The organism is Pseudomonas sp. GW821-FHT02A08 (assembly GCF_059422045.1).
The window spans coordinates 221,802-235,318 of sequence record NZ_JBWKWD010000003.1 but is presented as its reverse complement, the minus strand read 5'-3'; the positions used below and the strand labels follow the sequence as shown (position 1 = coordinate 235,318).

At 59.1% G+C, this 13,517-nt stretch carries 10 protein-coding genes and 1 pseudogene; 9 read left to right on the top strand and 2 right to left on the bottom strand.

Going from position 1 to position 13,517, the window contains the following annotated elements; all coding sequences use genetic code 11:
• Together AC07W4_RS04290 and AC07W4_RS04285 are read left to right on the top strand one after the other, a co-directional pair.
• Positions 1-3,465 (top strand): beta strand repeat-containing protein (locus AC07W4_RS04290; RefSeq protein WP_495031620.1); only part of this gene is annotated, 3,465 nt, incomplete at its 5' end.
• A gap of 223 nt (positions 3,466-3,688) precedes the next feature.
• Positions 3,689-4,453, top strand: a complete 765-nt coding sequence (locus AC07W4_RS04285) for a tetratricopeptide repeat protein (protein ID WP_495031619.1) — start codon at positions 3,689-3,691, stop codon at positions 4,451-4,453.
• Between the two features lie 286 nt (positions 4,454-4,739).
• Here the strand turns inward: AC07W4_RS04285 and AC07W4_RS04280 are convergent, their stop codons facing one another.
• Entirely contained in the window at positions 4,740-4,964 is a 225-nt protein-coding gene (locus AC07W4_RS04280) for a GDCCVxC domain-containing (seleno)protein (protein ID WP_495031618.1), read from the bottom strand.
• A gap of 201 nt (positions 4,965-5,165) precedes the next feature.
• On the opposite strand from AC07W4_RS04280, the gene merR reads away from it, so the two are divergent.
• A complete protein-coding gene (merR, locus tag AC07W4_RS04275; RefSeq protein ID WP_495031617.1) occupies positions 5,166-5,564 on the top strand; it encodes a mercury resistance transcriptional regulator MerR in 399 nt (132 codons plus the stop codon).
• 106 nt (positions 5,565-5,670) lie between these two features.
• Here merR and AC07W4_RS04270 read toward each other — a convergent pair.
• A pseudogene (locus tag AC07W4_RS04270) lies at positions 5,671-5,795 on the bottom strand (winged helix-turn-helix domain-containing protein); the annotation flags it as partial.
• 216 nt (positions 5,796-6,011) lie between these two features.
• On the opposite strand from AC07W4_RS04270, the gene mhpA reads away from it, so the two are divergent.
• The 6 genes from mhpA to AC07W4_RS04240 all read left to right on the top strand — a co-directional run bounded on the left by mhpA (position 6,012) and on the right by AC07W4_RS04240 (position 13,500).
• Positions 6,012-7,670 carry a bifunctional 3-(3-hydroxy-phenyl)propionate/3-hydroxycinnamic acid hydroxylase MhpA gene (gene mhpA, locus AC07W4_RS04265; RefSeq protein WP_495031616.1) on the top strand — a complete coding sequence of 553 codons (1,659 nt, stop codon included), beginning with the start codon at positions 6,012-6,014 and terminating at the stop codon, positions 7,668-7,670.
• 2 nt (positions 7,671-7,672) lie between these two features.
• On the top strand, positions 7,673-8,317 hold the full coding sequence (locus AC07W4_RS04260) for a TetR/AcrR family transcriptional regulator (RefSeq protein ID WP_495031615.1): 645 nt from the start codon (positions 7,673-7,675) through the stop codon (positions 8,315-8,317).
• A gap of 353 nt (positions 8,318-8,670) precedes the next feature.
• Positions 8,671-9,285, top strand: coding sequence for a TetR/AcrR family transcriptional regulator (locus AC07W4_RS04255; RefSeq protein ID WP_495031614.1), 615 nt, complete (start codon positions 8,671-8,673; stop codon positions 9,283-9,285).
• Positions 9,286-9,372: 87 nt separating this feature from the next.
• Positions 9,373-10,464: a VOC family protein gene (locus AC07W4_RS04250; protein ID WP_495031613.1), complete on the top strand. Its 1,092-nt coding sequence runs from the start codon at positions 9,373-9,375 to the stop codon at positions 10,462-10,464.
• 175 nt (positions 10,465-10,639) lie between these two features.
• Complete coding sequence (locus AC07W4_RS04245; RefSeq protein WP_495031628.1) at positions 10,640-11,596, top strand: fumarylacetoacetate hydrolase family protein; 957 nt, start codon at positions 10,640-10,642, stop codon at positions 11,594-11,596.
• A gap of 2 nt (positions 11,597-11,598) precedes the next feature.
• Positions 11,599-13,500 carry an acyl-CoA synthetase gene (locus AC07W4_RS04240; RefSeq protein ID WP_495031612.1) on the top strand — a complete coding sequence of 634 codons (1,902 nt, stop codon included), beginning with the start codon at positions 11,599-11,601 and terminating at the stop codon, positions 13,498-13,500.
• The last annotated feature ends 17 nt before the right edge of the window (positions 13,501-13,517 follow it).

The window sequence follows — 13,517 nt, the reverse complement described above, 5'->3', positions numbered from 1 at the left end:
ACCTACGTCGCCAACTCCGCCTACAACGAGTTCGCCGCCGGCACCACCTACACCGACACCTTCGCGGTGAGCAGTGCGGACGGCACCCTCACTTCGGTCACCGTGCATATCCTCGGCACCAACGATGCGGCCCTGCTGTCCGCCGACATCGCCAACCTCACCGAGACCAATGCTGCGCTGACCACCGCCGGTACCCTGACCATCAGCGACGTCGACAGCGCCGTAACCTTCGTCGCGCAAACCAACACCGCCGGCAGCTACGGCCAGTTCTCCATCGGCACCGGCGGTGCCTGGACCTACGTCGCCAACTCCGCCTACAACGAGTTCGCCGCCGGCACCACCTACACCGACACCTTCGCGGTGAGCAGTGCCGACGGCACCCTCACTTCGGTCACCGTGCATATCCTCGGCACCAACGATGCCGCCGTGCTGTCCGCCGACATCGCCAACCTCACCGAGACCAATGCTGCGCTGACCACCGCCGGCACCCTGACAATCAGCGACGTCGACAGCGCCGCAACCTTCGTCCCGCAAACCAACACCGCCGGCAGCTACGGCCAGTTCTCCGTCGGCACCGGCGGTGCCTGGACCTACGTCGCCAATTCCGCCCACAACGAGTTCGCCGCCGGTATCACCTACACCGACACCTTCGCGGTGAGCAGTGCCGACGGCACCCTCACTTCGGTCACCGTGCATATCGCCGGCAGCAACGACTCACCGACGATCACTTCCAACGGTGGCGGTGCGACGGCTTCGATCAACGTGGCGGAGAACACCACGGCGGTCTCGACAGTGGCGGCGACCGATGTTGATCTGCCGGCACAAACGCTGAGCTACAGCATCGTCGGCGGAGCGGATGCCACGAAGTTCTCGATCGTTTCAGGCACGGGCGTGCTGAGCTTTATCTCTGCACCCAACTTTGAAGCACCGACTGATTCGGGAACGAACAACGTTTATGACCTGATTGTGCGGGCGTCGGACGGCACGCTGTTTGACGACCAGGCGATCGCGGTAACCGTGACGGGAGTCAACGACAACTCCCCGGTGATCACCTCCAACGGTGGTGGTGCGACGGCTTCGGTCAATGTGGCGGAGAACACCACGGCGGTTACGACGGTGGTGGCGACCGATGCCGATCTGCCGGCGCAGACGCTGAGCTACTCGCTCCTGAATACGGCCGGGACGGACTTCAGCAAGTTCTCGATCAGTTCGAGCGGGGTGCTGACGTTCAACTCAGCGCCCGATTACGAGAATGCCCAGGATGTCGGTGGTACTGACGGCGACAACGCCTACGTTGTGGACGTTCAGGTGTCCGACGGCAATGGCGGAATCGACACGCAGACGATTACGGTGAACGTGCAGAACGTCGTTGAGACGCCGGTTGATACCGTGCAGCCAACGGTGATAGTGACAGGGACTGCCTTAGGGAGTTCGATGGGTTCAACGTCGACGGTCACATTCCAGTTCAGTGAGACGGTGAGCGGTTTCAGCCTGTCTGATGTAGCAATGACGACAACGAGCGGAACGCCACGCGGAACCTTCAGTAACTTTACCCAGGTTGACGGCGATACCTACACGGCAACGCTGACCAGAACGCTGGGCGGTAGCATAAAAGTCGACGTTGCCGCGAACAGCTACACCGACCTGGCGGGTAATCCTGGTGCGGCCGGGAGCAGTGCAAACCTTCCGGCAGGCGTTGCCGGCGAACCCGTCAATCTGGCCCTCAACGTTCCACTGGCCGATATTAGCGGCCCCGTGACGGTGGCCATCAGCGGTGTTCCCTCGGGATGGACGTTCAATGCAGGAACCGACAACGGCGATGGCACCTGGACCGTGCAGACCAGCGATCCCGGCGCATTGACTGTGACAACTCCAAGCGACTTCGCCGGTGCGTTGGTGCTCGATGTCAACATGCACTGGAGCAACAGCGACGGCAGCCCGGCAAGCGCCTACGTGTTCAACAACGTCGAAATCTATGCCCCAGGCGCGCCGATCTTCGCCTTGTCCACCGACGACAACCTGACCGGCTCGTCCGGTGCCGACACCTTCGTGTTCGCCCGGCCGATCGGCAACAACGTCATTTACAGCTTCGATGCGGCGGCGGACAAGATCGACTTGATCGGCTTCGCGGGCGTCAACGATGTTGCGGATGTGAGTATCGCCAATGACGCGAACGGCAATGCCGTGCTCAGCATCAGCGCCGACCAGACGATCACGGTCAACGGCGTGGATGCGGCGGCGTTGGGCGCGGCCAACTTACTGTTCGATGTGGACCCGGTCACGACCAATACGGGCACCCTCACCATTGCCGACGGCGCGATCATGCCGTTCGGTGGCAGCATCGACAACAGCGGCACCATAGCGCTCGGCTCCACCGGCAGCGGGGCCGATCTCGAGATTCTGTTCCGTGGAGCGACGTTGAGCGGTGGCGGGCAAGTGGTGCTGTCCGACAGCGCGCAGAACGTGATCTTTGGTGGCAGTGCGGACACGGTGCTCACCAATGCCGACAACACCATCTCGGGTGCCGGCCAGTTGGGCGCGGGGCAGATGATGCTGGTCAACTCGGGCCTGATCCTTGCCAGCGGCGTCAATGCGCTGGTGATCGATACCGGCAGCAGCCCCGTCACCAACACAGGTGTGCTGCAAGCCAGCGGCAGCGGCGGGTTGGTGATTGAAAGTGCGCTCCTCAACAGCGGTAGCCTGTGGGCGAACGATGGCAACATCACCGTCCACGCAGATGCCAGTGGCGCGGGAAGCGCGACTATCAGCGGTTCGGCGATACTGGAGTTCGGTGCTGCCTCCGATCAGCATGTGACGTTCGACAGCGGCGCGGCAGGCACGCTCAAGCTCGATGTGTCGGCGGCGTTCAGTGGCAGCGTCAGCGGTTTTGCCGCAGGTGACAAGCTGGACTTTGGCGATGTTGCGTTCGGCGCCAACACGCAGATCACCTATTCGGCGAATGACACAGGCACCGGCGGCATGCTGAGCGTGAGTGACGGTGCGCATGTGGCGCAGGTTGCCATGAATGGCCAATACGCGGCCGCGGGTTTGCAGGCGAACGCCGAGGGCAGCGGCAGTGAACTGGCCTACGATGCGGCGGCGGTAAACCACAAGATGCTGGGCGGCCAGGCCAACGACACTCTGATCGGCGGTGCGGGTGACGATCTGTTCTTCGGTGGACTGGGCAACGACACGCTCAACGGCGGCTTCGGCAACGATACCTTCATGTTTGCTGCGGCAGGCTTCGGCAACGACTCGATCCAGGGCTTCGATATCGATCCGGCCGGAGGACAGGACTTGCTCAATATCTCGGGGCTGGGGATCAGCAGCGAGACGTTCGCTGCCAACGTGAGCATTGCGGCTGACGGGGCGGACACGGTGATCGGGATCGGAGTGGACACTATTCGCCTTGTCGGTGTTAACAGTGCAGGTATCGACCAGACGGACTTTATCCTGACGACCTGATGCTTTTGCTGCTGGCCACACGTTGCTACGCGGTTGCAGACCCCATCGCGAACAAATCCGCGATGGGGTCTGTTGGCGGTAAAGTCCTGGCCGCGGTGGCCTTTGCAGTGGGAACTTCAGGGGACTGCCCAGGTCAATTGGGGCCCCGTATCACAGATGCCGAGCAGCGCTTTGGCCTGTTTTACTTGCGTGCCGTCCGAGATCAGCCGAGTTCGCCCCCCTGATGCCAACCAAGAGTTTTCTGTCGGGACTCATCCTGGCGTTCTGCGCCGTCGCGTCGCTTTGTTCGGTTGCCGCCGAGCGAAGAGCGCCTGCGCAAAGTAACAGCGCATCAACCACCCTGATCGAAACCGCCTCGCGGCAGTATGAAAATGGCCAACTGGACCAGGCCGCTGCCACGCTGGAGCGTGCCCTGCATATCCAGCCTAACAATCCCGCGACGCTGCATTACCTCGGCGTGTTGCGTCTTCAGCAGGGGCAGTACCAGCAGGCTGAAACCCTGGCGGCGCGCTCGAATTTGCGGGTTGGTCGCAACGTCGCGTTACGCAGCCGCAACTTCCAACTGATCCAGGCGGCGCAGCAGGCCCAGTCTTCGGGTACCCCACCCAATGCAAAAGAGGACCTGGTCGCAGTACAGAAGGGGCTGCAAGAGGAGGCTCAAAGGCGTCGCGAAGCGCAAATGGCGGTTGTCGAGCAATCCACTCCGGACACTGGGCGCGACGCTGGCAACTTCGCTGGCGCAGAGACAGATCGGGTTTCGGATGCGCCGGTGGCTGGTAGAGCCGGGCCCGAGGGAACAATACAAATGGCTAGTGTCGAGCCTCAGCGGGCGTACGCTGAGGTTGAGATTCCCCGCGGCCATATGCCGCCTCCGGGTAAATGCCGAATCTGGTTTCCTGATCGTCCACCGGGGCATCAGCCTGCACCCGGCAAATGCAAGAAGCTGCGATATCGGGTTCCGTCAGGAGCCTACCTGGTGCACGGTTGAGTTTCCAGGTAGCCACTTCCGGTCAGGGGGCCGATCGTCGCGAAGGGATGCAAACGACTGTGATCGGAACAAAGCTACCTGCCGAAAGCGCTACCAAATGTGCACTGACCGATCGTCACCAATCGGATCAAAGCCAATACAGGAGTGCAATGGTATACAACCAGCCGATGCAGAGGGTGATAGTCAGGTAGATCACCACGAGCACCAGAGAGTGATTCCACATGACACTGACCTCCCATAATCACGGTTTGAGGCGCGTCAGGGGCGTCCGATAAACCGAATGAACCTAGAACAAGCCCGTACCACGGCATTCGCGTTGCTCCTGAATCGGCGGGCACTTCACCGTGCCAAACGAACAGAACACGCAGCAGTCACCGGGGGCCGGGCGTAGCAGGGTCTTGCAACTGCCACATTCGTAGAAAAACTGACAGGCATCGGTGGGCATGGCTTCGCGCTTGGCGAAACCGCAATGCGGGCAGGTCAACACGGATTCGAGGATGACGGCGCTCATGGTTGCCTCGCTTGTGAACGGTGGAGGGATAACAGCTCCAGTGAACGTTTGACCGCGATCGGACATGCCGGACAGGTCATTTTCTGAACGTCGAGCCTGACGGTTTGCGCTGAAGCCCGAGCCATCGTTTTCTCCATTGAACTGATCTAACCTAAGGTCACTTTACACTCCGTACCTGAGTACAGAATCAAGGGGCGTGTGATGACGACAGGGCTGAGTATCGGCAAGTTTGCGCAAGCTGCCGGGGTGAACATCGAGACTATTCGCTATTACCAGCGACGCGGCTTGCTGGATGAGCCGCCAAAGCCGCTCAGCGGTTATCGATGCTATCTACCGGAGCAGGTCAAACGGCTGCGCTTCATCAAGAGGGCGCAGGCGCTGGGATTCACGCTGGATGAGGTGGGCACACTGCTGACACTTGATGCGGCCTGCGCTTGTCGCGAGACTCGGGCACTGGCCGTGCACAAGCTGGCCCTGATCGAGCAAAAGATGACTGACCTTGCCGCACTGCGGCAGGTACTGGGCGCACTGGTGCAGGAGTGCGATGCAGGTGCCGGCGGGGCCGCTTGCCCTATCATCGATGTGCTGAACAGGGAGTGATGCCTGGTTGCAGGGCATCATGCACAGGCGTCAGGCCAGCAACCCGTGCAGTGCAATTGCAAGGCCGCTGGCAGGTACGGTTCGCCGGTGCCGTAGTGCTCCACGCGATATAGCGGGGCTGCCTGGGGTCGTCGCCCAGCACCTTGCGCAGATCGCTGATGGCTGTCTCAAGCACCGAATCGCTGGCGAACCGATGCCCCCCACGGCATCAAGCAAGGCATCCGTGGTCACTCCAAAACAACGCTGATCGACTCGCAAGCCAGGCCTCACCGGTCGGAAACTGGCCTCCCGCATAGCTCACATGGCCTCATCACGGTGCGGTAATGCTCCAGAAAAAATAATGACAAAAACATCAATATTGAAATTTGTCTCAATTTTACATACCTTGGCCTTGCCTGACGATGAGACCTGCGCGCCTCACGACTTCAATCACAACAAGGGCTCGAGATGAACAACAACAAGAAAGGTACCGAACTGCTTCCCACCGCTGTCGATGTGCTGGTCATCGGCAACGGTCCGGTAGGGGCGACAATCGCGGCGCTGCTCGGCCGCTATGGGGTGACGACCCTGGTGGTGGACAAGCTCCATGAAATCGTACTGATGCCTCGTGCCATTGCTCTGGACAACGAAGCCCTGCGCATCCTGCAACTCGCCGGATTGTCGGAAGACGCCTTTGAGAAGATCGTTATCCCTGAAGTGAAGATGCACTCTCCGGTCCTCGGGCAATTCGGTCGAGCCAATACTGAAGGGTGTATCGATGGCCATCCCAAGCTTGTGACGTTCTATCAACCCGACCTCGAGCGCGCGATGCGCGGCCAGGTTTCCCGGCTGAAGTCAGTGACCAGTCTGGGTGGTTTCGAGCTGGAGAATCTGGTCGAGGAGCCGGATTGCGTGGTGGCCACCGTACGGGATCAAAATGGACACTCGCATTCCGTTTGCGCCCAGTATGTGATCGGTGCGGATGGCGCAAGCTCCAGGGTCAGGGCACTGATTGGCCAGGAGTTCGAAGGACAAACCTATGCAGAGGATTGGCTGATTGTCGATGCCAGGAACCGGCATGAGTCTGCCATTGATCACATCGAATTTATCTGTGATCCACGACGTCCAACGCCGCACATGCCCGCACCCGGTGGAAGGGAGCGCTGGGAATTCATGCTGCAACCAGGTGAATCCCGGGAAGAGCTGGAAAGCCCGGAAAGCATAGCCCGGTTAATCGCGCCATGGATCAACCCGCAGGAGCTGGAAATCGAGCGCAAGGCGGTGTATCGATTCCACGCGCGCTGCTGCAACAGATTCAGCAAGGGACGTATCTTCCTCGCCGGCGATGCAGCGCACATCACCCCTCCTTTTGTCGGGCAAGGCCTCGTAGCGGGACTTCGAGATGGCGCCAACCTGGCCTGGAAATTAGCCTGGGTCCTTCGTGGCCATGCCGCGCCTGCAATACTCGATACCTATGACCAAGAGCGCCGCCCTCATGCCCAGGCGATGATCGATCTAGCGAAACTCATGGGCCGTCTGGTGATGCCCCAGAACAGGATCGCAGCTTTTTTCATCCACGGCTTGATGCGCATGCTGGCGTTGACTTCCGCTACCAGAAGGTACTTCGAGCAGTTGGACATCAAACCGAAGAACACCTTCAAGCACGGCCTGTTCGTGCAGCATCGTCGGGGCGACAAGCTGGTACGTGGCAGCCTGTTTCCCCAAGCCTGGGTTCGCAACATGCAAAAGCAGATCAAACTGAGCGACGATGCGCTTGGAGACAACCTGACCCTGGTTGGATTCGGTGTTGATCCGTTGTCGCTGCTAACCACTGACCAGATCGTTTCCTGGGAAAAAATGGGTGGCCACTTCCTGGAGATCAGAACACGCGGGCAACGCTCCGGCGGCAGTTGTGACTTCATTGAAGACATGAACCATGACATCCTGCCGCTGGCTGCCAAAGGAACGCTCGTCGCGGTTCGTCCCGACCGTATCATCATGCACCACGCCCCTGGCTTCGATGCAGGCAGTCTTCTTCGGGGCTGCAGGGACCTGCTGGTTAGCGAAGACGCCACTCCTGACAGCATTTCCATTACCATCAACGAGCCCCCTCGATTAAGAGCCTGAAGATGCCTTCCTCCACTGTTCCTTCAGAAGCAACTACGCAAGAGCCTCTCACTCGAGGTCACAAGAAGCGTGAGCGCACTCGCCGTGGCCTGGTGGACGCGGCCTTGCGTCTTGTCGCACGCAAGGAGGTGGGGGAGATCGCGCTGCTCGAGGTAGCCGAGGAAGCGGCGGTATCCAACGGCACCATCTACAACTATTTTCGAACGCGCGACGAAGTACTCGAGGCGGTTGGAATCGCCATGGCAAGTGAGTTCTCCGATGCCATTTCCGCCCTGAGTTCGGACGTGCACTGCGGTGCACAGCGGCTTTCGATTGGTGTGCGCATGTTCGTATGCCGGGCCGCGTACGACCATCAATGGGCCAACGCACTGCTGCGCATCATCTATTCCGATCAGGCCATGCGCTCGCGCCTGGCTGCTCATGTGCTGGGCGACCTGCGTGAAGGTCTGCGCGCTGGGACTTTCGCCTATGAGGACGAGGGGGTCGCCCTGGACATGGTCGTATCGTGCACAACCGGAGCCATGCGCTCGGTTGTCGAAGGGCGTGTAGTGGTGGAACACGACCAGCGGGTCGCCGAGATGATTCTCAAGGCTCTGGGCGTAACACCTGCCAAAGCCAGGAGAATCGCCGGTAAGCCGCTACCCTGATCCTGATGTCATCCGCGGCCGGCCAAGCCCGGCCAATCCATTGCCGACGTTCTTCGCCTGGCGACGATGGGCTCCACTTCGGTGTCCTGACCTGCCATCCACTGGCTTGGCAGGGCCAGCTTGATGGCCTGCCGAGAAGGCGAGCCACGAATAAGATACGTAGATGAACATGTGTGTTCATTCGTGTCGATGTGCGGCGCCCTCAATCGATCCTGCCAAATCAATTTAACCCTCTATTTTCGGGTTTATAACGGGTTTTATTGAGGCTGACGTACTCAATTGAAAAAACGTTGTTGACGCACGCTGAACACGAGTGTTCAATCTACCCACAAGGTAATCCTGGAGAGAGAACCGTGGAATCCCTAAATCCAACACAGCGCCGCATTCATCAAGCCGCCTTTCGCCTGTTCGCTGAAAGAGGTACCTCACAAGTGAACATTCTCGACCTCGCACAAGAGGCCGGAGTGGCGCGCGGAACGGTCTATAGCAACATCGACAGCATGGAAAGCCTGTTTGAGGCAGTCGCTGGCCAGCTTGCGAGGGAGATGCATGAGCGCGTCAACAAGAGCTTCAATTCCCTCTCCGATCCGGCTCAGCGGCTTGCCAATGGCATTCGATTTTTCATCCGTCGAGCGCACGAGGACTCCCAGTGGGGCGCATTCATCCATAAGTTCGCCATGAGCAATTCTTCGTTGCGCGAAATGTTTAGCAGCCAAGCGACTACGGATCTTCTGAACGGTCTTTCCAACGGGCGCTACCAGTTTCAGCAGGAGCAATTGCTCTCAATACTGACGCTGATATCGAGCAGCGTCCTGGGCTCGATTTTTCTGGTGCTGGAAGGGCACAGGACGTGGCGCGAATCAGGATCTGACACCGCGGAACTGGTGCTGCGGGCATTGGGTGTGCCTCTCGAGGAGGCAAGAGCGCTGGCAACCAGAGAGTTGCCGGTACTTCCTCCTCTCGACTGAGCGCGGTAACCGACTCAACAAAAAACACCCCTGGAATTTTCAGGGGGTCGGGGATCGCTTTGCCCTGAAAACTGGAAAACAAGAACAATGAATAACAAAAATCAAATGCCCCGGTTGGCAACACAACAGCCTGTCCGGCATCCGCAACCGACGGTTAAAGCCCAAGGCCTGACTCACCTGATCTTTCAAAGGCCAGACTTGAAGGAGGCGGCGCATTTCCTGACAGACTTCGGCCTGACCGTCAGTCATCAGAACGCCGAAACGCTCTATCTGCGCGGCACTGAACCGGCTCCCTATTGTTACCGTGTCCACCGTGCAGAAAATGCATGCTTTGTCGGGTTCGGGCTGGCAGTCCAATCGCTCAATGATCTGAAAAGGCTGACGCAAATTCCAGGTTCGTCATCGATCGAGACGTCGACGCATCCTGGCGGCGGCCATTACGTCAGACTGACCGATCCTTCCGGCTTTATCGTCGAGGCAGTGTGCGACCAGACGCTCAGTGAAACCCTGGAACACAGGGCCCCACTGCCTTGGAATCTGGCGCAAGAACAGCCGCGAATCAACGCCACACAGCGCCCACCGATTGCACCGCCTGAAGTGCTGAAACTGGGTCACATCGTCATTGAAGTGGCCGACTATCAGGCGACCTGTGCCTGGTACACCCAGCATTTCGGGTTCATTCCCAGCGATGTACAGGTACTCCCCGACGGCACCCCCATCGTCGCTTTCATGCGCCTTGATCTCGGTGACAGGCCGGCAGATCACCATACGCTCGCGATCGCGCAGGGGTTCATGGCTACCTACAGCCATAGCGCCTATGAAGTTGTCGACGCAGATGCGGTGGGCATGGGGCAACGGGTCCTGCGAGAGCGGGGTTGGGAGCACTCATGGGGAATCGGTCGGCACATCCTGGGCAGTCAGATCTTCGATTACTGGCAAGACCCTTGGGGTGACAAGCACGAGCACTACTGCGACGGGGATATCTTTACCGCCATCCAACCCGTGGGCATCCATCCGGTGAGTCCCGAGGCTATGGCGCAGTGGGGGCAGCGTATGCCCAAGAGTTTTACAAAACCCAGGATGAGCGTCGGCAATGTACGAACCCTGATCCGTAACCTGCGGCGCAGCCCCGACTTAACGATTCGCAAGTTGATCACGCTGATGCGGATGTTCGGGTAGAGCGGCCGCCATGTCGGGCAACGCTGCACGATATGGCCGGCGAGACGTGCTCAAAGCCGGTGCCTTGATCGCCGGCGGCTCGTTGATCTACAGCGTCGCCAGCCAACCCTCAGAACAACACCACAGTTCTCGCGCCGTCGAGCGCGGGACAAACGCTGCTCCAGGAGTACCTTCAATGTCTGCTGTACACGTAGTTCGCTTTGAGTTTGAGAACGGTATCCACTGGGGCGTGCTACGCCAAGACCGTATCACGATTGTCCCGGGTACTTTTGAGACCACGGGTGACTTCATCAGCCACAACCGTATCGATGACCTCGCTCAACTCAATGGTACTCAGTTGGAGGCGCACCAAGTGAAACTGCTGTCGCCGGTGACCCGCAATCAACAGTTCGTCTGTCAAGGGGCCAACTACCGACAGCACATGATCGAGTCGGGCATGGACCCGGATGCGAAGAAATACAACATGATGTTTACCAAGGCGACCAGTTGCCTGGTGGCCGCAGACAGCGTCCTTATCAAGCCGCGCAACGTCCGTTTCCTTGACTATGAGATCGAACTCGGGCTGGTGATGAAACGCGTAATCAGCGGCGCAGTAACCGTCAACGATGCCAACCTGCACGAGTTCATTGCCGGCGTGGTCATCGTCAATGATTATTCGGCACGCGATATTCAGATCCCGCAGATGCAGTTCTACAAGGGCAAGAGCTTCCGTACATTTGGCCCGGTCGGTCCTTATCTCTGCCTTCTGGATGCCCAGGACATGCATTACCTGAAAGCATTGCAGTTGCGCTTGACGGTCAATGGTGAAGTGCGACAAAGCGACAGCACGGCCAACCTGGTGTATGGCCCCGCTGAAACCCTGACCGAACTATCCGCCGTTCAAGATCTTGCCCCCGGCGACCTGATCGCCACCGGTACTCCTGCGGGATGCGCGCTGACCATCCCTTCGCCGGCCAAACAGCGCATTGCGGCCCTGATGCCAGAAGCCACCAAGTGGAAGCTTTTCCTCAAGGCACAGGAAGGGCGGACGCAGTATCTCAAGCCTGGAGACGTCGTCGAAGCGCACATTCGCAGTGCGGATGGCGTGATTGACCTGGGTGTGCAACGCAACCGAGTCGTAGAGGAAGCCTGAAGATGATGGTGCGATCTCTGAACGACATTGAAAATATCGAGCAGGTTCCGCTATCGGAGCGTGGCTTGGCTGGCAGCACCTATGAAGCACTGATGCGTACAGCCGAGCTTTCTCCCAATGCGCCCGCACTGAGTTTCTTCGCCGACGCCAGCTGCTTCAGGAACACACACCACTGGAGCTATGCCGAACTCGTCGAAGATATCACTCGCGCGGCGAATGCCTTCCACGACCTGGGCATTACCCCGGGTGAAGTGCTGGCCTTCATCCTGCCCAACCTGCCGGAAACCCACTTCACTATCTGGGGGGGTGAAGCGGCCGGTGTCGTCATGGCGGTCAATCCGCTGCAAGAAGCCAAACAAATGGCTGCCTTGCTACGGGCCGCCAAGGCCAGCGTGGTGGTAACGCTCGCACCGACGCCGGGCAGCGACTTGTGGCCCAAGCTGGCCTCGCAGCTGGATCAACTTCCCGAAATCAAGCACGTCGTTTGGGTTGGCATGGGACCCTATGTTGATGTAGCTCAGTGCCAATCGCTTGAATCCCTTGCAGAGAAAGAACGTGAGTTGCACAGGGGGGCTACGATTCACGAATTACGGACGTTGATGGATGCTCAGCCAGCCACGCACCTGAAAAGCAACCGGGCATTGCGCCCTGAGGATCGTTCCTCTTACTTCTGCACCGGTGGTACCACCGGGCTGCCCAAGATAGCGATGCGTACCCATGGGGCGGAGGTCTTCAACGCGTGGGCCATGGCCACGCACATGCAACCACATGGGAGTGGCCAGGTCATTTTTTGCGGGCTGCCGCTATTTCACGTAAATGCACAGCTGGTGACAGGCCTGATGCCTTGGACCCAAGGTGATCATGTCATCCTCGGAACGCCGCAAGGTTATCGCGGCGAGGGTGTGATCCCACGATTCTGGGAGATGGTTGAGCACTTCGGCATCAACTTCTTCTCCGGCGTTCCTACCGTCTATTCCGCACTGTTGCAAAACGAGCTGGAAGGCCGTGACCTGTCCAGCCTTCGTTATGCCATGTGTGGTGCCGCGCCGATGCCGGTCGAGCTTTTCCGGGAGTTCGAAAGTCGGACCGGAGTGAAGATCCTCGAAGGCTACGGACTCACGGAAGGCGCATGCGTTTCCTCGGTTAATCCACCCCATGGCGAGCGCTACATCGGCTCCATCGGCATACGGATTGCCTACCAGGACATGCGCGCAGTCATGCTCGATGACGCTGGAGAGTATTTGCGCGACGCCGACACCGACGAAACCGGGCTGATCACCATCACAGGTCCCAACCTGTTCGAGGGTTACGTTGAACAAAGCCATAGCCGGGGCCTGTGGATCAACATCAATGGTCAGCGCTGGCTGAACACGGGCGATCTGGGTCGCCAGGATGAAAATGGCTACTTCTGGCTGACCGGGCGCAAAAAGGAGCTGATCATCCGCGGCGGCCACAATATCGATCCCAAGCAAATCGAGGAGGCTCTGCAAGCCCATCCAGCGGTGGCGTTAGCTGCTGCCATCGGTAGCCCGGATGCCTATTCGGGTGAAGTGCCGGTCGCCTACGTGCAGCTGCGACCAGGCCACGTCTGCAATGTTGAAGAACTTGAGCAGTTTGCTCAGCGCCACATCAGTGAGCGGGCGGCCATTCCCAAGCGGATCGATATCCTCGAAGCACTGCCGTTGACGGCGGTTGGCAAGATTTTCAAGCCTGCCTTGCAGCAGCGCGAGGTGACCCGAGTAGTTCGGCAGGAAGTGGAACGCATGTGTCTGAAGGACATCGAGGTCGAGGTCATTGCGCATGAACAACGTGGATTAGTCGCGTGCATCCGTGCCGGGAGAAATCAAGAGTCCCTGGCCCTCCTTCTTGGTCGCTATAGCTTTCAGGTGGAGTGGCTCAAATGATCCTGACTGCGTAAGTT

Excerpts from the sequence above, each read along its gene's own strand:
- AC07W4_RS04285 (WP_495031619.1), top strand. The coding sequence starts at position 3,689 with ATGCCAACCAAGAGTTTTCTGTCGGGACTCATCCTGGCGTTCTGCGCC.
- merR (WP_495031617.1), top strand. The coding sequence starts at position 5,166 with ATGACGACAGGGCTGAGTATCGGCAAGTTTGCGCAAGCTGCCGGGGTG.
- mhpA (WP_495031616.1), top strand. The coding sequence starts at position 6,012 with ATGAACAACAACAAGAAAGGTACCGAACTGCTTCCCACCGCTGTCGAT.
- AC07W4_RS04250 (WP_495031613.1), top strand. The coding sequence starts at position 9,373 with ATGAATAACAAAAATCAAATGCCCCGGTTGGCAACACAACAGCCTGTC.
- AC07W4_RS04245 (WP_495031628.1), top strand. The coding sequence starts at position 10,640 with ATGTCTGCTGTACACGTAGTTCGCTTTGAGTTTGAGAACGGTATCCAC.
- AC07W4_RS04240 (WP_495031612.1), top strand. The coding sequence starts at position 11,599 with ATGATGGTGCGATCTCTGAACGACATTGAAAATATCGAGCAGGTTCCG.
- AC07W4_RS04280 (WP_495031618.1), bottom strand. The coding sequence starts at position 4,964 with ATGAGCGCCGTCATCCTCGAATCCGTGTTGACCTGCCCGCATTGCGGT.
- AC07W4_RS04260 (WP_495031615.1), top strand. The coding sequence starts at position 7,673 with ATGCCTTCCTCCACTGTTCCTTCAGAAGCAACTACGCAAGAGCCTCTC.